This is a genomic window from Allobosea sp. GW822-FHT03F07, assembly GCF_058801345.1.
On record NZ_JBXAND010000001.1, the window covers coordinates 497,260 to 516,365 of the forward strand.

18 protein-coding genes are annotated in these 19,106 nt (G+C 65.9%); 11 read left to right on the top strand and 7 right to left on the bottom strand.

The window, feature by feature from the left end:
• Positions 1 to 164: 164 nt before the first annotated feature.
• The 3 genes from AC1RMY_RS02395 to AC1RMY_RS02405 form a co-directional block, all read right to left on the bottom strand.
• Positions 165 to 1,343: a phosphoserine transaminase gene (locus tag AC1RMY_RS02395; protein ID WP_492862336.1), complete on the bottom strand. Its 1,179-nt coding sequence runs from the start codon at positions 1,341 to 1,343 to the stop codon at positions 165 to 167.
• Between the two features lie 104 nt (positions 1,344 to 1,447).
• Positions 1,448 to 2,758: a hypothetical protein gene (locus AC1RMY_RS02400; RefSeq protein WP_492862337.1), complete on the bottom strand. Its 1,311-nt coding sequence runs from the start codon at positions 2,756 to 2,758 to the stop codon at positions 1,448 to 1,450.
• A gap of 1,385 nt (positions 2,759 to 4,143) precedes the next feature.
• Positions 4,144 to 4,389 (bottom strand): hypothetical protein, encoded by a 246-nt coding sequence (locus AC1RMY_RS02405; RefSeq protein WP_492862338.1) that lies wholly within the window; start codon positions 4,387 to 4,389, stop codon positions 4,144 to 4,146.
• A gap of 191 nt (positions 4,390 to 4,580) precedes the next feature.
• Here AC1RMY_RS02405 and AC1RMY_RS02410 point away from each other — a divergent pair, with 191 nt between their 5' ends.
• On the top strand, positions 4,581 to 4,844 hold the full coding sequence (locus AC1RMY_RS02410; protein WP_492862339.1) for a hypothetical protein: 264 nt from the start codon (positions 4,581 to 4,583) through the stop codon (positions 4,842 to 4,844).
• A gap of 4 nt (positions 4,845 to 4,848) precedes the next feature.
• Here the strand turns inward: AC1RMY_RS02410 and AC1RMY_RS02415 are convergent, their stop codons facing one another.
• From AC1RMY_RS02415 to AC1RMY_RS02425, 3 genes are read right to left on the bottom strand one after another with little or no spacing between them, the layout of a single operon-like run.
• Positions 4,849 to 5,304 (bottom strand): RbsD/FucU family protein, encoded by a 456-nt coding sequence (locus AC1RMY_RS02415; protein WP_492862340.1) that lies wholly within the window; start codon positions 5,302 to 5,304, stop codon positions 4,849 to 4,851.
• 10 nt (positions 5,305 to 5,314) lie between these two features.
• A complete protein-coding gene (locus AC1RMY_RS02420; protein ID WP_492862341.1) occupies positions 5,315 to 6,169 on the bottom strand; it encodes an amidohydrolase family protein in 855 nt (284 codons plus the stop codon).
• Positions 6,166 to 7,203: an aldo/keto reductase gene (locus AC1RMY_RS02425; protein ID WP_492862342.1), complete on the bottom strand. Its 1,038-nt coding sequence runs from the start codon at positions 7,201 to 7,203 to the stop codon at positions 6,166 to 6,168. Before AC1RMY_RS02425 ends, AC1RMY_RS02420 begins: the two co-directional genes overlap by 4 nt.
• Before the next feature lie 180 nt (positions 7,204 to 7,383).
• Here AC1RMY_RS02425 and AC1RMY_RS02430 point away from each other — a divergent pair, with 180 nt between their 5' ends.
• The 8 genes from AC1RMY_RS02430 (at position 7,384) to AC1RMY_RS02465 (ending at position 15,652) form a co-directional block, all read left to right on the top strand.
• Entirely contained in the window at positions 7,384 to 8,736 is a 1,353-nt protein-coding gene (locus tag AC1RMY_RS02430; protein ID WP_492862343.1) for an ABC transporter substrate-binding protein, read from the top strand.
• A 264-nt stretch (positions 8,737 to 9,000) separates the two neighbouring features.
• Positions 9,001 to 9,900, top strand: a complete 900-nt coding sequence (locus tag AC1RMY_RS02435; RefSeq protein WP_492863548.1) for a carbohydrate ABC transporter permease — start codon at positions 9,001 to 9,003, stop codon at positions 9,898 to 9,900.
• Complete coding sequence (locus tag AC1RMY_RS02440) at positions 9,900 to 10,718, top strand: carbohydrate ABC transporter permease (RefSeq protein WP_492862344.1); 819 nt, start codon at positions 9,900 to 9,902, stop codon at positions 10,716 to 10,718. Before AC1RMY_RS02435 ends, AC1RMY_RS02440 begins: the two co-directional genes overlap by 1 nt.
• Before the next feature lie 159 nt (positions 10,719 to 10,877).
• Complete coding sequence (locus tag AC1RMY_RS02445; protein WP_492862345.1) at positions 10,878 to 11,774, top strand: dihydrodipicolinate synthase family protein; 897 nt, start codon at positions 10,878 to 10,880, stop codon at positions 11,772 to 11,774.
• A gap of 14 nt (positions 11,775 to 11,788) precedes the next feature.
• Positions 11,789 to 12,466, top strand: coding sequence for a GntR family transcriptional regulator (locus AC1RMY_RS02450; RefSeq protein ID WP_492862346.1), 678 nt, complete (start codon positions 11,789 to 11,791; stop codon positions 12,464 to 12,466).
• Positions 12,467 to 12,689: 223 nt separating this feature from the next.
• Positions 12,690 to 13,685 carry a sialic acid TRAP transporter substrate-binding protein SiaP gene (locus tag AC1RMY_RS02455; RefSeq protein WP_492862347.1) on the top strand — a complete coding sequence of 332 codons (996 nt, stop codon included), beginning with the start codon at positions 12,690 to 12,692 and terminating at the stop codon, positions 13,683 to 13,685.
• Between the two features lie 219 nt (positions 13,686 to 13,904).
• Positions 13,905 to 14,369 (top strand): TRAP transporter small permease, encoded by a 465-nt coding sequence (locus AC1RMY_RS02460; protein ID WP_492862348.1) that lies wholly within the window; start codon positions 13,905 to 13,907, stop codon positions 14,367 to 14,369.
• On the top strand, positions 14,366 to 15,652 hold the full coding sequence (locus AC1RMY_RS02465; RefSeq protein ID WP_492862349.1) for a TRAP transporter large permease: 1,287 nt from the start codon (positions 14,366 to 14,368) through the stop codon (positions 15,650 to 15,652). The genes AC1RMY_RS02460 and AC1RMY_RS02465 overlap by 4 nt, the downstream gene beginning before the upstream one ends.
• A 10-nt stretch (positions 15,653 to 15,662) precedes the next feature.
• On the opposite strand, the gene ppk2 is transcribed toward AC1RMY_RS02465, so the two are convergent.
• Positions 15,663 to 16,631, bottom strand: coding sequence for a polyphosphate kinase 2 (ppk2, locus tag AC1RMY_RS02470; protein WP_492862350.1), 969 nt, complete (start codon positions 16,629 to 16,631; stop codon positions 15,663 to 15,665).
• Positions 16,632 to 16,777: 146 nt separating this feature from the next.
• Here ppk2 and AC1RMY_RS02475 point away from each other — a divergent pair, with 146 nt between their 5' ends.
• Positions 16,778 to 17,836 (top strand): ATP-binding protein, encoded by a 1,059-nt coding sequence (locus tag AC1RMY_RS02475; protein WP_492862351.1) that lies wholly within the window; start codon positions 16,778 to 16,780, stop codon positions 17,834 to 17,836.
• Between the two features lie 101 nt (positions 17,837 to 17,937).
• A complete protein-coding gene (gene pstS, locus AC1RMY_RS02480; RefSeq protein ID WP_492862352.1) occupies positions 17,938 to 18,963 on the top strand; it encodes a phosphate ABC transporter substrate-binding protein PstS in 1,026 nt (341 codons plus the stop codon).
• Positions 18,964 to 19,106 lie beyond the last annotated feature (143 nt).

Here is a 19,106-nt window from a genome sequence, read left to right on the forward strand (position 1 = left end):
GCCCCGCCTGTCATTCCGGGGCGGCGCGAAGCGCCGAACCCGGAACCCATGACGGGGTGCAACGCTGAGGTTCTGGCAAAAGCGGTGGAAAGGGCTCGCCCGGTCGTGGGTTCCGGGTTCGCGGGCCAAGGCCCGCGCCCCGGAATGACAGGGCGAAGCGCTCTTTACGCCGCCTTCTTGCCGAGTCCCGCCTTGGCCTCGGCGAAGGCGTATTCGATCCAGGGCAGCAGCGCCTTGAGGTCGCGCGACTGGACGGTCGCGCCGCACCAGATGCGCAAGCCGGGAGGGGCGTCGCGGTAATGGCCGAGGTCGAAGCCGGCGCCGGCCTTCTCGATGATCGACACGACCTGCTTGGCGAAGGCCGCCTGAGCATCGGGGCCGAGCGCCGTCACGGCGGGGTCGGTGAACTTCAGGCAGACGGAGGTGTTCGAGCGCGTCTTCGGCTTCACGGCGAGGAAGTCGATCCAGTCGTTCTCGCGCACGAATTTCGCGATGACGCGCAGATTGCCGTCGGCGCGCTTCACCAGCCCGTCGAGCCCGCCGACCTTCTTCGCCCAGTTCAGCGCGTCGATATAGTCCTCGACCGCGAGCATGGACGGCGTGTTGATCGTCTCGCCCTGGAAGATGCCCTCGATCAGCTTGCCGCCCGAGGTCATGCGGAAGATCTTCGGCAGCGGCCAGGCCGGCTTGTAGGTCACCAGCCGCTCGACCGCGCGGGGCGAGAGAATGATCATGCCATGGGCCGCCTCGCCGCCGAGCACCTTCTGCCAGGAGAAGGTGGTGACATCGAGCTTGGCCCAATCGAGGCGCTGGGCGAAGGCGGCCGAGGTCGCGTCGCAGATCGTCAGCCCCTCGCGGTCCTCGGCGATCCAGCTGGCGTCGACGACGCGCACGCCCGAGGTCGTGCCGTTCCAGGTGAAGACGACGTCGCGGTTCTTCGTGTCGACCTTCCTGAGGTTCGGCAGTTCGCCATAAGGCGCCTCGAAGGTGCGGACATCGGTGAGCTTGAGCTGCTTGACGACATCGGTAACCCAGCCGGCGCCGAAGCTTTCCCAGCTGACCATGTCGACGCCGCGGGCGCCCAGCAGCGACCACATCGCCATCTCGACGGCGCCGGTGTCGGAAGCGGGCACGATGCCGATGCGGTAATCGGCCGGCACCTGCAGCACTTCTCGCGTGAGATCGATCGCGAGCTTGAGCTTGTCCTTGCCGATCTTGGCGCGGTGCGAGCGGCCGAGCGCTGCGTCAGAGAGGGCCTTGAGGGACCAGCCGGGGCGCTTGGCGCAGGGGCCGGACGAGAAATGCGGCACGCGCGGACGCGTGGCCGGTTGGGTATTCGCCATCGATGTCTCCATCCTTACAGATGGGCGCGCCACGGTGGGGTGGCGTGTCCCGTCGATGGGGGTAAGGCGGGAGGGGTGGGGGAGTCAAGCGGGTGGGGGTGACCTCAGTTTGAACGGGTCTGTTTCCGCCCTCCGGGCACATCTATGTTATTATTGCTTGCCTGCCACATGACCACAGCAGAAGAGACCGAAAGTTCTTTCGCTATTTCGTCCGCTCTATAAACGGAAAGAACGTTGTTGGATGCCCTCTTTTTTATGTATTGAATTGGGGCAAGGAGCTCGGCTGCAAATGCACGACTTGCCTGTTGATCTCTAACTCGAGCTCTAGTAACCAGTCGGTCTCCTTCGCTGGCTTGATTCCACGCAAGAAAGCAGCTCCTGGCTGCGTCAAATCTTCTCGATTCAGAGCGGATGCGTATCAAATTCATTTGAACCTGATTGTCGTGTCTTCTGACGGAGCCATGCACAACAGGTTCGTCAACTTCGCGGAATCCTCGATTATCAGTAATCAGGCTGCTAATCCTAGTTGAATCAAAGAATTTTGTGCCGCCGCTGCCATCTGCCGCGTCAATGCCAAATTTCTCACGGATAGCATTTGCTGCCCCTAACCCGAGGCGCCAAGGTTTATGAGCAGCCGGGTACCGGATGCTGAATATCTTTGAAAAGTCGATCTCGGGTTCGCTATCGAGCGCCTTCAAAGATCGCAGTGTGTCTTCCGCCGCTTCAACAAAATCACCTTGATCTGCAGCTTCGCAGAGATCCTCAGCGATACTGTCGGATGCGTTACTAAGAAAATCATTCAAGACGACCTCAATGCCACCTTCTTGCGAATAGGGCGAAAGGCCCATCGCCCCCAAGAGGCGTGAGAATTTCCTTTCATCATGATCAAGGTCGTTGAATACGCTCCAGATTTTCTGGAGGAGTGTGTCGCCAATTCCCTTTTCGTCTAAGCGCGAAACAACACTATTAATAAACGTTTTTAGAGCCAGCTCCACTTCCTCGGCGACTAAGCGGGTGGACACTGTGGTAGGCATGATCATACGTGAATGCGACAAGAAGGTCGGCTTGCTTTGGATTTCTACAGCGCCGCGCCCTCCTGAAAATAGCCAGGCATCGGGCAGCGCAAATCCTTCGCGTGCGGTACCAAGCCAATGCCGAGACTTAAAGCCGGCGTCCTGCTTAGACGAGCTGCCCTTTTCCGGTTCGTGAATAATAGCCCACCAATTCTCGGCTATCCATTCAGCGAGTGGGTAAGCAGGAACTTCAACTCGATCGCCACGGGTACCATTTTGAGTTTCGAACGCAGTTAGCCATGCATCATTCACATTGATGCCCATACGGCCGTAACTAGCATCGAACTCCGGCTTCACGTCCGGTTCGATGTCGAGCCATTCGCTATCGACTCTTAGAGCCATCTACCACCAGCCCTCTGGGCCATTCGTCTTCATTCAAGGGGAAGGCGTGGTATGCACCTACGCCTTCATTGTGAAGAAAAGCCTCGTACACAACTTCATCGGCAACGTACCACACATTCCGTGGAAAGCCGCTTCTCCAATCGTCAGACACGTACCCTTGTGAAATGGCGCTCCGCAGTGCCGTCGTCGCAGTATCCTTGGTCCACGCATCATCGCACTTGCTCGCTGCAGGGTATCGGCGTGTCGCGGAGTTGCCATTTCCTCGTCGGCGATGGTACGCGCTGCCCTCGTATGTAGCGCTTGTCGCCGCCGTTTTAAGCTGGTCGGGTGGACAATCGCTCCATATCGCCTTTACGCGACGATTGGGTCGAAGGCCTGCAATTAAGTGTGAGCGCCTAATCATCCTCAGCCAAGTGTCGCAGCGTAATGCTGATAGAGGCTGCAGAAGAGCTTCCGAGGGCCTGCATGTCAACCAAAGCGCCAAATTCTATCCGTGTTGGCGAGCCGCGGTCGCGCCAGAGGCGCTAGTCGGGCTGATCGAGTGCGGTGGCGAGAGGCGGTATGCAGCAGTGAAGGCCGGCAGGCCGAAGTAATCGCGCCTGAACCAAGTCGTGGCCGAGAGGGCGTGATGTCAGCTAGTGTTCTCGGAGCGGAGAAGCCCCGGTTGGCTGCGGTTGCGAAAACTTATCCCCGCCCGCGCGCCACACGCCTATCCTCGGCCCACCTCATCCCCGAGGGGCAGCCATCCGGAGGTGTGCCGTTGGTCGGGATGAGGCCGGCGCCTGCGGGTGGAGTCACGATCCGCTCCCGGGAGGCTTCGGGGCACCGCCCTGGGGGTACTACGGCCCCTGTGCGAGGAGCTCGCTGGAAGGCTCGGCCGGTGACGAGCGGCGGATGAGGCGGGCGACGAGGCGATGAGCCGAACTGGCCTGCGGCAGATGCGGCTTACGATCCGACCGGCCGTATAAGCGCGGCCCGGAGTCGTCAAATCGCCGACGAGCGGAGCGCCACGGGGCGTGCGGATGGTGGCTCAATCCATCCGCGCCGCATCCTGGCTCAATGGATGCGGACCTCTACCCCCGCGCCTCGCGGCGCTCCGCTGCCCCTCAATTGAAAGCCGCCGCGCGGAAGCGTGGGCGGGGATTTGGCGTGCGTCGATAAGGTCAAGCGCGGGGAACCCCTCTCCCGGATGGGAGAGGGGCAGGGGTGAGGGACCGCCGCTGATCGTTGGAATGCGACGGCGCCGTTGCGGCCTCGAACGGATCGGGCAGGCCCTCATCCCTGCCCTTCTCCCACACGGGAGAAGGGTTCCCGCGGTTCCCGCGCCCTATGCGGCACTCCGCGCCACTTTCTCCCATCCGGGAGAAGGGAAGGGGCGTCGCGGTTCAATCCCCCGTCATCGTCATCTCGGCGTCGATGGCCTTCATCTTCGGATTGGCGGCGCAGAAGGCCCTGATCTTCGCCCGGATGGTCGTGGGATATTCGCCCGTGCCGTGGGCGCCGGATTTCAGCCAGTCGGCGCAGCTCAGCTCGCGATCCGTGATCCGGGCCGAGGCCGGGGCGGTGAGGGGGAGGCCGGCGAGCGCGGCGAACAGGAGGCGGGAGAGGCGGGGCCGGGAACGACGGAGCATCATGGTGACCTGAAGGAGCGGGCGAAGCGCAGCCGGAATTGCCGCCGCTCCTGCCCTGCGTCGCCGCCGCAGGCAAATGCGATTGTCGCGGCCCCGCCGTGCGGGCAGGGCAGGGAACAAAGCGCGGGTTCGCCGCGCAAGCCATTTTCGTGATAGGCAGCGGCCAACTCCGCAAACAGGTTCCCGACGCCATGGCCAAGAAGACCCCCGAACAGCTCGCCCGCGAATTCGAGGGCCGCAAGGCCAAGGGGCTGGCCAAGGGCGCGGCGGCGTTCTGGCCCAACATCATCGCCAATGCCGTGCTGAAGCTGACGGCGGCGAAGGCGGAGATCACGGTCGGCTCGCTCACTGAGCTGATCGCCAAGGACGCCGAATCGAGCGACGTGACCTTGAGCGCCGGCGCGAACGAGGCGCTGGCGCGTCTGCGGCAGGCGGTGGCGAAGGCGGAGGGCTGAGGTTTTAGCCCGGCTCGCCGGCGATGACGCCCTTGCGCAGCAGGAAGCAGCCATAGGGGCGGGGGTCGCCGACCTGCACCACGGCAAAAGCCCGGCGCGCCGCCTCGTAGAAGGCGAAGCGCTCGATGCCGGCGAGCGGCTCAGGCTTGCCCAGCGCCGCGTCGAGCTCGCGCTGCACGGCGGCCTGCACGGCGGGAATCGCTTCGGGGTCGCCGACGACCTGCATGCGGCGCACGGGCTCCGGCTCGAAATCGTCGATCGGCAGCACGGAGAGGATGGCCCGCGCCGCCCGCTCCATCGTCAGCCCGGGCAGGCGGACCAGCTTTCCGCTGGTGGTGGCGGCGGCGATGGTCTCGGCGGGGTGGTTGGCATCGACGAGGGCGAGATCGTCGCCATGGCCCATGGCGGCGAGCAGCCAGAGCAGGTCGGCGGAGAGGACGGGATCGAGGGTCTTCAGCATGGCGATCGGCTCATGTCGGTTGGCGCCCGCGTCGGGCGAGATAAAGGCGGGAGGCGTTGCCGCCGAAGATGGCGTCGCGCTCGGCCTCGCTGCAGCCGGCGAGAAGGGCGGTCGCGGTGTCGAACCAGCGGGAATAATCGGCGCGCAGCGTCACGACCGGCCAGTCGCTGCCGAAGATCAGGCGCTGCGGGCCGAACGTCGCCAGCAGGTGCTCGACCACGGGGCGCAGCGTCTCGATCGTCCAGTCGGCGGCGGCTTCGGTGACGAGGCCGGAGAGCTTGCAAAGGGTGCTGGGGTGAGCGGCGAGCGCGGTGATACCCTCGCGCCAGGCGGCAAGGTCGCCGGTGATGAGGTCAGGCTTGGCGGCGTGGTCGATCACCACGGGCAGTGTCGGGTGCCGCGCCAGCATCGCGAGCGCGGCGGGGATGTGCTGCGGCTTCAGCAGCGCGTCGAAGACGAGATCATGGGCGATCATCGCCTCGAAGGCCGGGCTCAGCGCGGGGCGGGCGAGCCAGCCTTCGTCGGCGATGTCCTGGACCATGGGGCGCAAGCCGACGAGCAGCGGGTCGGCGGCCAGCGCCGCGATGCGCCGGGTCACATCGGGGGCCTCGAAATCGGTCCAGCCGACGACGCCGGCGACGAAGGGCGTTCCGGCTGCGATATCGAGCAGGAAGCGCGTCTCGGCCTCGGTCGGCGCGGCCTGGACCAGGATCGTATTGGAGATGCCATGGCGGGCGAGCAGGGGGGCAAGGTCGGCGGGGCCGAAATCGCGGTGGATATGCCCCAGTGCCGGGGTCAGCCAGCCATAGTCGCCGCGCGCGATCTGCCAGAAATGCTGGTGGGCGTCGATGCGGGGCGGGCTCATGCCGGCACCGGCAAGGGGACTGGAACGTCGGCGCCGAGCAGGCCTTCGGCCTTGAGGTCGGCCCAGAGCGCGGCCGGCACGGGGCTGTTCAGCTCGGCAATCTGGTCGGCGACCTCGGCCGGCGAGACGGCGCCCATGACGAGGCTCGCCACGGCGGGATGGCCGAGCGGGAAATGCAGCGCGGCGCGGCGCAACGGCACGCCGTGGCGGGCGCAGACGATCTCGATGCGCCCGACGCGGTTAAGGATCGCGGGCGGGGCCGGGTTGTAATTGTACTTCGCGCCCGGCACTGGGCCGGTAGCGAGGATGCCGGAGTTGAAGACGCCGCCGAGCATCAGCCCGATGCCCTTCTCAAGCGCGAGCGGCATGAAGGAGGCCAGCGCCGGCTGCTCCAGCAGCGAATAGCGGCCAGCGAGCAGCATCGCGTCGAAATCGCCGGCGCGGGCGAAGCGCTCGCACATATCGGCCTCGTTGACGCCGACGCCGATGGCGCGGACGGCGCCGGAGGTGCGCAGCTTCTCCAGCGCGCGGTAGGCGCCGTTCATCGCCTCTGAAAACCGCTGCTCGATCTTGGCCGCGCCATGCGTCCAGACATCGACGTCGTGGATCAGGACGATGTCGATCCGGTCGGTGCCGAGGCGCAGAGCCGATTGTTCGAGCGAGCGCATCGCGCCATCATAGGAATAGTCGAAGCGCAGGCCGTGCGGCAGGCCGCCGAGATAGCCCGAGCCGTCGCCGCGCCCGGCGAAAGGCTCCGCGACGCGGCCGACCTTGGTCGAGAGGGCGATGCCGTCCCGTCCGGCCCGGCGCAGGCCTGCGCCGATGCGGTGTTCCGAGAGGCCATGGCCGTAGAGCGGGGAGGTGTCGATCAGCGTGACGCCGCCGGCGATCGCGGCCTCGACGGTCGCCACGGCCTGCGCCTCGTCGAGCCTTGCATAGAGATCGCCCAGCGGCGCGGCGCCGAATCCGAGCGTAGAGACGGGCAATCCGCTGCGACCGAGCGGGCGCGGCGCGAGGGCGGTGACGGCAGGCATGCGAGGCGTTTCCATTATCGTTGCGCACAGTATGTGCATACCAACATGTTAGCTTGCAACCGTCTTCGATCCGGATTAGCGTCCGCTCCAAGTCGCCGGAGCGCGACCGGCTCGATCCGGTGCGCCCGCCACATCAACAGGCCCGCCAAGGGCTGGAACATAGGTCCAGGGAGGACATCGATGAGCGAGATCATTCTCAAGCCGACCCGTCGTGCGCTGATGCGCGGCGCCGCAGCCCTGGGTGCCGCCGGCGCCATCGGTTCGCCCATGGTGCTGCGCGAGGCGCGCGCCCAGGCTGCCTTCAACTGGAAGCGCTTCTCCGGCACGAGCCTCGATGTGCTCTTGGTGAAGAATCCGCGCTCCGACCTTTTCCAGGCGGCCGAGAAGGAGTTCACAGAGCTCACCGGCATCAAGATCTCGTCCGAGCAGGTGCCCGAGCAGCAGCAGCGCCAGAAGGCAGTCATCGAATTCGCCTCGGGCAAGCCGAGCTTCGACGTCAGCGGCATCTCGCTGCATGTGCAGAAGCGCATGGCGGCCAAGGGCAAGTGGTTCGCTGACCTGACGCCGATGATCAAGGATGCGTCGCTGACCTCGCCGGACTTCCAGTTCGAGGATTTCGGCGCCGGCGCGGTGTCCTATGCCCGGCAGGCCGACGGGGCGCTCGATACGCTGCCCTTCTTCGTCGATTACTGGATGGTCTATTACAACAAGGAGCTCTTCGACGCGAAGGGCGTGGCCTTCCCGAAGACCATGGACGAGATGTTCACGGTGGCGCAGAAGCTGCACGATCCCGCCAAGGGCGTCGCCGGCTTCGTCTCGCGCGGGCTGAAGAACGCCAACGTCCCGGTCTGGTCCTGCCTGATGCTCGGCCAGGGCATGGAGGCGACCTCGCCGGCCGGCAAGCTGCAGACCGATACGCCCGAGGCGGTCTGGGCGGGCGAACTCTACAAGAAGCTGAACAAGGACACCGGCCCGGTCGGCTCCGTCGGCTTCAACTGGAACGAATGCCAGACCACCTTCATGCAGGGGCGCGCCGCGATGTGGCTCGACGGCATCGGCTTCGCCACGCCGCTCGAGGACCCCAGCAAGTCGCGCATCGTCGGCAAGGTCGGCTATGGCATCACCCCGCCGGGCCCAAAGGCGCATCACGCCGGCATGTTCGGCGACGGCATCGGCATCTCGCGCGGCTCCCAAAAGAAGGAAGCCGCCTGGCTCTACATCCAGCACATGACCAACAAGGCGCAGCAGCTCGCGATGCTGAAGGCCGGCGCCGGTGCGCCGGCGCGCTCCTCGGCCTATCTCGACAAGGCGACGATCGAATCGTCGAAATTCGGCAAGCAGTACTTCGACTGCCTGCTGAACTCGGCCAAAATTGCTCGCGCCGCGCTGCCCCAGATCGTCCCGGTCACCGAGTTCCGCGATGTCTTCGGCGTCGGCCTGACCAACATGATCGGCGGCGCGGATGTCGCGGCCGAGCTGAAGAAGGCGACGGAAGCCTTCGCGCCGGTACTCGCCAAGAGCGAGCAGGGCTGAGCGAGCAGGGCTGAGCAACAGTCCGCGGCCGCCCAAAGGCAGGGCGCGGGGAACCCTTCTCCCGGATGGGAGAAGGGCAGGGATGAGGGCCTGCCGCCGATTGTCCAGGCGCAACGGATCCGTGGCGCTCTCTGCGGAGACGGCACACCCTCATCCGGCGCTCCGCGCCACCTTCTCCCATTCGGGAGAAGGGAAGAGGCGTCGAGCTTGCACCAGATTGTCGATGACCGAATGACTGCGACCACAACAACAATCGCCGGCCGCATGGCTCATCCGCAGACTGCGCCCTTCACGCACTCGGCCGATTTCACGCCGCGCTACTGGCTGTTCGCCGCGCCGGCGGTGCTGGTGGTGGCGGCGGTGATCGTGTTTCCGTGGCTGTTCACGCTCTACATGTCCGGCCACGACTGGAAGATCGGCGCCGGGCCGGAGTTCATCGGGCTGGCGAATTTCGCCGAGCTGTTCCGCGATGCGCGCTTCATCGAGTCGATGGGGCACACCTTCTATTTCACGACGCTCGCGGTCGTGCTGCCGATCGTCTTCGGCACGGCGGCGGCGCTCGTCTTCCATCGCGAGTTTCCGTTCCGCGGCGTGCTGCGCACGATCTTCGTGATGCCGATGATGGCGACCCCGGTCGCGGTCGCGCTGGTCTGGACGATGATGTTCCATCCGCAGCTCGGCGTGCTGAACTATTTGCTCTCGCTGGTCGGCATCGGGCCGCAGGCCTGGGTCTATTCGCCGGATACGGTGATCCCGACGCTGATCCTGGTCGAGGTCTGGCACTGGACGCCGCTGGTGATGCTGATCGTGCTCGGCGGCCTCGCCGGCCTGCCGCGGGAGCCCTACGAATCCGCCCTGATCGACGGCGCCAATGCCTGGCACATGTTCCGCCACATCACGCTGCCGCTGGTCTGGCCCTTCATCATGGTGGCGATCGTGATCCGCACCATCGACGCGCTGAAGGCCTTCGACACAATCTTCGTGATCACGCAGGGCGGCCCGGGGACGGCTTCCGAAACGCTGAACATCTTCCTCTACCTGCAGGCGTTCCAGTTCTACAAGATCGGCTACGCCTCGGCCGTCGTGGTGATCTTCTTCGTCATCATCATCATGCTCTCGCTGCTCCTGCTCTATGCGCGGCAGAAGTCGAAGTGGAACGCGTGATGATCCGCCTCGCCAAGAAACTCGGCTTCTTCGCCTCGGTCTTCGTGCTGGTCTCGCCGGCGGTGCTGGTCTTCCTCTGGATGATCTCGCTGTCGCTCAAGAACGAGCTCGACAACACCGCCTTCCCGCCGGTCTTCATCCCGAACCCGCCGACGCTGAAGAACTATGTCGATGTCTTCGCGCAGAACAATTTCGCGCTCTATCTCTGGAATTCGGTGCTGGTCACGGGCGGCGCCGTGCTGATCGGCCTCGCGGTCGGGGTGCCGGCCGGCTACGGCATCGCGCGCGGCAAGGCGACGAAGTTCGCGATCCTCATCCTGGTCGCGCGGATGACGCCGGCCCTGTCCTACCTGATCCCGCTCTTCCTGCTGTTCCAGATGACCGGGCTGGTGGGCACGATCACGGCGCTGGTCATCACCCATCTCGTCATCACCATCCCGATCATCGTCTGGATCATGATCGGGTATTTCGAGAACGTGCCAATGGAGTTGGAGGATGCGGCCCGCATCGACGGCGCGACGACCTGGCAGGCCTTCCGCCATGTCGCGCTGCCGCTGGCGCGGCCCGGCATCGTCGTCGGGGGCATCCTCGCCTTCATCTTCTCATGGAACAACTTCATCTTCTCGGTCGTGCTCGGCGGCAAGAACAGCCGCACGCTGCCTTCGGCCGTCTACAACTCGCTGACCTTCGAGCAGATCTCCTGGGGGCCGCTGGCGGCTGCCGCGCTCCTCGTCACCCTGCCGGTGCTTCTGGTGACCGTGCTGGCCCAGCGCGAGATCGTCGCCGGGCTCTCGGCGGGAGGGCTCAAGGATGGCTGACCCGTTCCGTCATTGCGAGCGCGGCGAAGCAATCCAGAGCCGCTCGCTCGACGTCTCGCTGGACTGCTTCGTTGCGCTCGCAATGACGGCGAAATGCTTGCCCCGACAGTATCATCTCACTAACATGTCAGTAACTTCCTTCTCCTGAAAGACGCGACCATGCCACTCGCACCCAATCGTTTCGGCCTTTCCTGCGCCATTACCACCCCGATGCGGGAGGGCGGCAGCGTCGACCTGCCGCGGCTGGTCAAGCATGCGCGCCATGTGCTGGCGCAGGGCTGCGACAGCGTCACACTCTACGGCACGACCGGCGAGGGCGCGGCGCTCGGGCTGCCGGCGCGCGGTGCGATGATGGGCGCGCTGATCGGTGCCGGCATCGACCCGGCCACCCAGATCTATGCCGGTGTCGCCGCTTCCTCTCTGCACGAGGCTGTCGAGCAGGGGCGGCTTGCGCTCGATGCCGGAGCCAAGGGCCTGCTGGTCGCGCCGCCGTTCTATTTCAAGGGCGTCAGCGACGAGGGGCTCTATCGCTGGTTCTCGCAGTTCTTCGAAAAGCTCGGTGGCTCGGTGCGGAACGTCGTGCTCTACCACATCCCGTCGGTGACGGCCGTCGACATCAGCGTTTCCCTCGTCCAGCGGCTGAAGACGGCCTTCCCCGGCATCGTCGTCGGCGTGAAGGATTCGTCCGGCAGCTATGCCAATACCGAGGCGCTGCTCAAGGCGCATGGCGAACTCGCGATCCTGGTCGGCGATGAGCGCCAGCTCGCCAAGGCGGTGCGCAACGGCGCGCAGGGCACGATCTGCGGCGTCGCCAATCTCGTGCCGCATCTGCTGCGCCCGATGGTCTATGAGGGTACCGACAGCGCGGTCGTGAACGCGCTGGTCGACGAGATCTGCTCGCATCCGGTGCTGCCGGCGGTGAAGGCGCTGGTCGGGCATTTGCATGGCGACGCCGGCTTCGGGGCGATGCGCGCGCCGCTGGAGGCGCTCGACGAGGCCACGCGCCAGCGGCTTTTCGCAGCCTTCGACAGGATCACACAGGCGAAAGCTGCCTGAGAGGAGAGGACGTCTTGAACCAGCCCGAGCCCGATGCCCGCGAGGGCGAGCCGCTGAAGCTGAGGGAGCGCGCCTATGCCTCCTTCACCGAGCGGCTGCTGGCGCGCGAGATCAAGCCCGGGCAGTTCGTCACCCAGCGCGAACTCGTCGCGCTGACCGGCCTGCCGCTTGGCGCGATCCGCGAGCTGATCCCGCGGCTGGAGGCCGAGGGGCTGATCAAGACCGTGCCGCAGCGGGGCATGCAGGTCGCCCATGTCGACCTCAACCTGATCCGCAACGCCTTCCAGTTCCGGCTTTTCCTGGAGAAGGAGGCGACGGCGCTCTATGCGGCCAACGCCACTGACGACGAGATCGCAGAGCAGCGCGCCCGGCACGAGGCGATCATCGCCCGGGCCGAGGCCGGCGGCGATCCGACGCTGATCGAGGACGCCGAGGATGTCGACCGGCTGATGCATGAGGCGATCATCGACCATCTCGACAACGACATCGTCTCGAAGGCCTTCCGGGTCACCTGGCTGAAGATCAGGCTGATCCGGCAATACGAGACGCGCATCCAGAACCACATCCTTGTGCCGGTGATGCGCGACCACCTCAAGATCATCAGTGCGATCGAGGCGCGCGACCCGGTCCGCGCCGCAGAGGAGATGAGCATCCATATCGGCAACGCCCGCACGCGGGCGATGAATTACTGACCAAGGGAGAATTGCTGGGAAGCACCCCGTCATTCCGGACAAGCCGCGCAGCGGCGCCGATCCGGAATCCATCGAAGGGTGTCGCGCTCTACGATGGGTTCCGGGGCTCCGCTTCGCTCCGCCCGGAATGACGGCGTCGTGGATTTCCAACGGGCCGCCAGCTCTTCGAGGGCCGGGACATGACATCGAGCCGGAGAACCGGCCGCATTGGGAGGAGACCATCATGACCACGATCACCAAGCGCGACTTTCTTGCCGGTTCCGCCGCTATCGCCAGCGGTGCCATCGCGATGCCGACCGTCCTGCGCGCGCAGGCGACCGTGCTGCGCTGGGGCGAGATGCTGCCGACAACACATCCGCAGGTGCAGATGGTCGAGCGCATCGCCAAGCAGGTGAAGGAGAAGACCTCGGGCCGCATCGATATCCAGGCCTTCCCCGCCGGCCAACTCGGCTCCGGCAAGGACATGATGGAATCGGTCGCGTCGGGCGCGCTGACCATGACGACAGACGGCGCGGCGGCGCTCGGCGCCTTCCTGCCGCAGCTCTCGGTGGTCGAGGCGCCCTATCTCTGGCGCGACGCCGCCCATATGGCAAAGGTCGCCAAGGCGCCGGTCTTTGCGCAGATGAACGCGGAGCTGGAGAAGAAGCGCGGCATGCGGATGGCGGCCGTGACCTATTACGGCAAGCGCCACCTCACCACGGGCTCCAAGCCGGTGAAGAGCGTGGCCGACGTCGCAGGCCTCAAGCTCAGGGTGCCGCCGGTCGACACCTTCCGCGCCATGGTCGAGGCCTGGGGCGCCAAGGCGACGCCGGTCAACTTCAACGAGCTTTATCTGGCGCTGAGCCAGGGCGCGGTGGACGGGCAGGAGAACCCGCTGCCGACGATCCACAGCGCCAAGCTGCAGGAGGTGCAGAAGCACCTGATCCTGACCGGCCACATCATCACGCCGCGGCTCGTGATCGTGAACACCGACTTCTGGAAGGGGCTGAAGGACGCCGACCGCAGCCTGCTGGAGATGGCCATCGCGGACGGGGTCGCCTGGCAGGATGCGGAACTCGCGGGCCAGGAAGGCAGCCTCGTCGCGACGCTGAAGGCGGCCGGCATGACCGTGACCGAGCCGGATCTCGAAAGCTTCTCCAAGCCGGTGCTGGCGAGCCTGCCGAAGCAGTTCGAGGCGAAATGGGGCAAGGGCACCTGGGACGCGCTCGCGGCGCTGTGAGCCGAGGCTGAGGCGCCTTTCCAGCGCGCCGAGTCATCCCGGACAAGCGGCGCAAGCCGCGCCGATCCGGGATCCATTCCGGAGCGCAGCCGACACAGGCTCCGGCATGGATCCCGGGCCTCCGCTTCGCTGCGCCCGGGATGACCCGCGTGTTTCGTCGAGATCGCCGTCAATGGGGCTGATGCTTTGAAATCCCTCCTCCGCCTCTCAGACCGGATCGTGCGCTGGTCCGCCGTGGCGCTGCTGCTGGCGCTGCTGGCGTCGGTGCTGCTCGGCGTGCTGTCGCGCCAGTTGAACGCCCCGCTGGCCTGGACCGACGAACTGGCGCAGTACCTGCTGGTCTGGACGGGTTTCGTCGGCTGGATCATCGCGGCGAGGCGGCGCGCTCATATCCGCATCACGGTCTTCGCCGACAAGCTGCCGGAGGGCGCGGGGCGCGTGCTGGAGATCGTGACGCAGCTCGCGATCATCGTCTTCGCGGCCGTTCTGATCCGCTATTCGTTCGGACTGATCGAGCGCAACTGGGACGTCGAATCGATCGCGCTGCCGGTCTCCAGTGCAGCACTCTACATCGTCATGCCGCTGGCCGGCCTCGCGCTGATCCTGCAGGCCGTGGCCGAGATCGCCGACGTGCTGGCGGGCCGCAAGTTCTCTGCGCCGGAACCCGGGAGCCAGCCGCTATGACGGGTATCATGCTGCAGATCCTGCCGGTCTGGTTCGCCTCGCTGCTCATCGGCGTGCCGCTCTTCGTCTCGATGGGGCTGGCGGCGATCGCCTTTGCCTTCATGGGCGGGTTCCCGCTCGGCATCGTGCCGCAGAAGATCGCGCAATCCGCCAACTCCTTCCCGCTGCTGGCGGCGCCGCTGTTCATCCTGATGGGCAACATCATGAACTCGGCGGGGATCACCGACCGGATCTTCGCCTTCGCCACGGCCTGCGTCGGCTGGCTGCGCGGGGGCCTGTGCCACGCCAACATCCTCGCCAGCGTGATCTTCGCGGGCATGTCGGGCTCGGCGGTGGCGGATGCCGGCGGCGTCGGCACGCTCGAGATCAAGGCGATGAAGGACGAGGGCTACGACGCCGAGACGGCGGCCGCGATCACGGCGGCTTCGGCGACGATCGGCCCGATCATCCCGCCCTCGCTGCCGATGGTTATCTACGGCGTCTCGGCGGACGTCTCGATCGGCGGGCTGTTCCTGGCCGGCGTCATTCCCGGCCTGCTGATGGCCGGCGCGCTGATGGCGATGGTCGTCCATGTCGCGCGCAAGCGTAACCTCCCGCGTCATCCCTTCCCGGGGGCGGCCCAGCTCTGGATTGCCTACAAGGAGGCGCATTGGGCGCTGATGACGCCCGTTATCCTGTTCGGCGGGATGATGGCCGGCATTTTCACGCCGACGGAAGCCGCGGCGGTCGCGACGGCCTATGCGCTGGTGCTCGGGCTCTTCGTCTATCGCAGCTTCTCTCTGGACGACCTGCCGGAACTGGTCGTCCAAACGGTGGAGACCACCGGCGTCGTGCTGGCGCTGGTGATGACGGCGGCCGCGCTCGGCTGGTGCCTGTCGATCTCGCGCATTCCGCAGACGGTTGGCCCGATGCTGGTCGATCTCGCCGGCAACCCGCTGATCTTCCTGCTGATCGTCAACCTGCTGCTGCTCTTCGTCGGCTGCTTCATGGAGGCGCTCGCCGCCATGCTGATCCTGATCCCGATCCTGACGCCGGCGGCCAGCCAGTTCGGGATCGACCCGATCCAGTTCGGGCTGATCTTCGTGCTCAACCTGATGATCGGGACGATCACGCCGCCGGTCGGGGTCGTGCTTTTCATCACCTCGAAGATCGCTAGGATCAGCTTCGAGGCGATGTCGCGGGCCATCGTGCCGTGGCTCTTGCCGCTGCTGGCGGTTCTCGTCGCGATCACGCTCTGGCCGCCGCTGACGACCTGGCTGCCGAACCTGGTGATGGGGAAATAGCGGACGGCTCTCAGAGCGTCCCGTTCTCGCCGCCCTTGTGCAGGTAATCGTCGACCTCGACGACGACCTTGCGGTCGAGCTCGCCGATGGCGGCTTCGTCCTTGCCGTCATAGGGGATGGCGAGGAGGACATGGCGGATGGCGTTGAGCCGGGCCCGCAGCTTGTCGTTGCCGCGGATGACATGCCAGGGCGCCCATTTTGTCGTGCTGCGGGCCAGCATCTCGTCGAAGGCGTCGGAATAGGCGTTGAAACGCGGGATCGCCTCGAAGTCGATCGGCGACAGCTTCCAGCGCTTGAGCGGGTCGTGCCAGCGCGCGTGCAGGCGCTGCATCTGCATTTCCGGGCCGATGGTGATGAAGAACTTGATCAGCCGGATGCCGTCGCGGACCAGCATGCCCTCGAAGGCGGGCGCCTCGTGCAGCAGAGCGTCGGTCTGCTCCGGCGTGCAGAAGTCCATCACGCGCTCGACGCCGGCGCGGTTGTACCAGGAGCGATCGAAGAACACGATCTCGCCCGCCGTCGGCATCTCGGCGGCGTAGCGCTGGAAATACCATTGCCCGGCTTCAGTGTCGGAGGGCTTGGACAGGGCGACGACGCGGGCCTGGCGCGGGTTGAGGTGCTGGGTGAAGCGGCCGATCGTGCCGCCCTTGCCGGCGCCGTCGCGACCCTCGAACAGGATGACGATGCGCTCGTGCTTCGCGCGGGCCCAGGTCGCGAGCTTCTGCAGCTCGATCTGTAGCGCGTGCAGTTCCCGGTTGTAGCGCTTGCGCTTCATGCGCTTGCCATAGGGGTAGTCGCCGCTGCGGAAGGCGGCGTCGACAATCGCGTCGGGCAACGTGTCGGCCTCGATGTCGAAGCCTTTTGGACCGGCGGCCTTGCGCGATGTCGCGGGTTTGCGCGGGGAGGACGGCTGCTCTTCCGCCTTGGGAACGAGCTGGATCGCTCCCTTCAGCCGGCTACCGGATGCATTTTTCGCCATCGCATCGATCCTTATGAGTGGCGACAGCCTAGACCGCGGCTTCGCCGAAGGGAATTGACGCGCGCCGGGGTTCCGATCAGGAAGGGCGGCCCGCGTTCCGCAGCCGGCTCGTCGGTCGTGGCGCAGTGCGCGTCGAGGTTCCCAACATGGCTGATGCCGTCGATCCCAACGCCCCCGCGACGCATGCCCTGATCGAGGCGGTTGGCTCGGCCGTCGTCCTGCTCGACGTCCAGGGCGTCGCCCAGGCGCTCAGCCCGGCGATGCGGGCGCTGATGCCGGCGCTGGAGGCCGGGCAGCCCCTGACGCTGGTGATGCGCGATCCCGATCTGATCGAGGCGATCGACGGCGTCGCCCGGCAGGGCGGCCGGCAGGTCATCGAGCTGGTCGAGCGCGTCCCGGTCGAGCGCACCTTTCGCATCCACATCGCGGCGCTGCACGGCACGGGCTGGCGGCGGCCGGTGCTGCTGACCTTCGAGGATCTGAGCGAGCAGCGCGTCACCGAGCGCATGCGCGTCGATTTCGTTGCCAATGCCAGCCATGAGCTGCGCACGCCCCTGGCCTCCCTGCTCGGCTTCGTCGAGACGCTTCAGGGACCGGCGCGCAACGATGCCGGCGCGCGCGACCGCTTCCTTACGATCATGCGCGAACAGGGCTTGCGCATGGCCCGCCTCGTCGACGATCTCTTGTCGCTGTCGCGGATCGAGCTTCGCGCCCATCTGGCGCCCGAGAACCCGGTCGATCTCACCGGCATCTCGCGCGAGATCGTCGATTCCCTGACGTTGATGGCGCGCGAGCGCGAGGTGACGCTGACATTGCGTGCACCGGCCGAGCCGGTGCGGGTCGCGGGCGACCGCGACGAGCTGCTGCGGCTGATGGAAAACCTCGTCGAGAACGCGATCAAATACGGCAAGCGCGGCGGCGAGGTCGTGATCGATGTCGAGGATGGTCCGCTCGAGGCCGGCGTCGGCGTGCGCGACGACGGGCCGGGCATCGCGCCCGAGCACCTGCCGCGCCTGACCGAGCGCTTCTACCGCGTCGACACCAATGCGAGCCGGGAGGCCGGCGGCACGGGGCTCGGGCTGGCGATCGTCAAGCACATCGTCCTGCGCCATCGCGGCCGGCTGACGATCGAGAGCGCGCTCGGGCAGGGCGCGACCTTCCGCGCCGTGCTGCCGCGCTTCGGGGCGCTGCCGAAAAAGCCCTGATGAAAGCTTTATGACAGAGTGCGTGACGGATTGTCATGAAGCTGTCATGCAGAGGGTGTTCTGAACGGGCCGCTAAATGTGCGATCCAGAGAGGACATCTCATGCGCAAGATTTTCATTGTCGCGGCCGCCACGATCGGTCTTTCCGGCGTGGCCCAGGCTGCCGACATCACCGGCGCCGGCGCCACCTTCCCCTTCCCGATCTACTCGAAGTGGGCCGAGGCCTATAAGAAGGAGACCAATGTCGGTCTCAACTACCAGTCGATCGGCTCGGGTGGCGGCATCCGCCAGATCAAGGCCAAGACGGTCGCCTTCGGCGCCACCGACGCCCCGCTCAAGGGCGAGGACCTGACCAAGGACGGCCTGATCCAGTTCCCGACCGTCATGGGCGGCGTCGTCCCGGCCGTGAACATCGCCGGCGTCGAGCCCGGCAAGCTCAAGCTCTCGGGCGAAGTCCTCGCCGAGATCTATCTGGGCACCATCAAGAAGTGGAACGACCCGAAGATCACGGCGATCAACGCCGGCCTGACCCTGCCCGACGCCAACATCAACCCCGTCTATCGTTCGGACGGATCGGGCACGACCTTCGTCTTCACCGACTACCTCTCCAAGGTCTCGCCGGACTGGAAGTCGAAGATCGGCACCAACCAGTCGGTCCAGTGGCCGGTCGGCATCGGCGGCAAGGGCAATGAGGGCGTCTCGGCTTCGGTGAAGCAGGTCGCCAACTCGATCGGCTATGTCGAATACGCCTATGCCAAGCAGAACAAGCTCGCCCATGCGCTTGTGAAGAACGCCGACGGCAACTTCCCGGCTCCGGACGACAAGGCCTTCCAGGCGGCCGCCGCCAATGCCAACTGGAACGAGGCTCCCGGCTTCGGCATCTCGCTGAACAACCAGAAGGGCGCCGAGGCTTGGCCGATCACCTCGGCCACCTTCCTGCTGGTCCATGCCAAGCCGGAGAAGCCGGAAGAGGTTCAGGCTGCCCTGAAGTTCGTCGACTGGGCCTATAAGAGCGGCGACCAGCTCGCTCTCGACCTCGACTACGTGCCGCTGCCGGCCAACGTCAAGGATCAAGTCCGCGCCGCCTGGAAGGGCGTGACCGATCCGGCGGGCAAGCCGATCTTCTGATCGCTGCCAACGATAAGGCGAGGCGGGTTCGACCCGCCTCGCCAAAAACATTCAGCCCTCATCCTGAGGAGCCGCGAAGCGGCATCTCGAAGGATCACCCAGAGTGCACTGGAGCCTCCTTCGAGACGCGCTCCTGCTGAGCG

Excerpts from the sequence above, each read along its gene's own strand:
- AC1RMY_RS02395 (WP_492862336.1), bottom strand. The coding sequence starts at position 1,343 with ATGGCGAATACCCAACCGGCCACGCGTCCGCGCGTGCCGCATTTCTCG.
- AC1RMY_RS02400 (WP_492862337.1), bottom strand. The coding sequence starts at position 2,758 with ATGGCTCTAAGAGTCGATAGCGAATGGCTCGACATCGAACCGGACGTG.
- AC1RMY_RS02405 (WP_492862338.1), bottom strand. The coding sequence starts at position 4,389 with ATGCTCCGTCGTTCCCGGCCCCGCCTCTCCCGCCTCCTGTTCGCCGCG.
- AC1RMY_RS02410 (WP_492862339.1), top strand. The coding sequence starts at position 4,581 with ATGGCCAAGAAGACCCCCGAACAGCTCGCCCGCGAATTCGAGGGCCGC.
- AC1RMY_RS02415 (WP_492862340.1), bottom strand. The coding sequence starts at position 5,304 with ATGCTGAAGACCCTCGATCCCGTCCTCTCCGCCGACCTGCTCTGGCTG.
- AC1RMY_RS02420 (WP_492862341.1), bottom strand. The coding sequence starts at position 6,169 with ATGAGCCCGCCCCGCATCGACGCCCACCAGCATTTCTGGCAGATCGCG.
- AC1RMY_RS02425 (WP_492862342.1), bottom strand. The coding sequence starts at position 7,203 with ATGCCTGCCGTCACCGCCCTCGCGCCGCGCCCGCTCGGTCGCAGCGGA.
- AC1RMY_RS02430 (WP_492862343.1), top strand. The coding sequence starts at position 7,384 with ATGAGCGAGATCATTCTCAAGCCGACCCGTCGTGCGCTGATGCGCGGC.
- AC1RMY_RS02435 (WP_492863548.1), top strand. The coding sequence starts at position 9,001 with ATGGCTCATCCGCAGACTGCGCCCTTCACGCACTCGGCCGATTTCACG.
- AC1RMY_RS02440 (WP_492862344.1), top strand. The coding sequence starts at position 9,900 with ATGATCCGCCTCGCCAAGAAACTCGGCTTCTTCGCCTCGGTCTTCGTG.
- AC1RMY_RS02445 (WP_492862345.1), top strand. The coding sequence starts at position 10,878 with ATGCCACTCGCACCCAATCGTTTCGGCCTTTCCTGCGCCATTACCACC.
- AC1RMY_RS02455 (WP_492862347.1), top strand. The coding sequence starts at position 12,690 with ATGACCACGATCACCAAGCGCGACTTTCTTGCCGGTTCCGCCGCTATC.
- AC1RMY_RS02465 (WP_492862349.1), top strand. The coding sequence starts at position 14,366 with ATGACGGGTATCATGCTGCAGATCCTGCCGGTCTGGTTCGCCTCGCTG.
- ppk2 (WP_492862350.1), bottom strand. The coding sequence starts at position 16,631 with ATGGCGAAAAATGCATCCGGTAGCCGGCTGAAGGGAGCGATCCAGCTC.
- AC1RMY_RS02475 (WP_492862351.1), top strand. The coding sequence starts at position 16,778 with ATGGCTGATGCCGTCGATCCCAACGCCCCCGCGACGCATGCCCTGATC.
- pstS (WP_492862352.1), top strand. The coding sequence starts at position 17,938 with ATGCGCAAGATTTTCATTGTCGCGGCCGCCACGATCGGTCTTTCCGGC.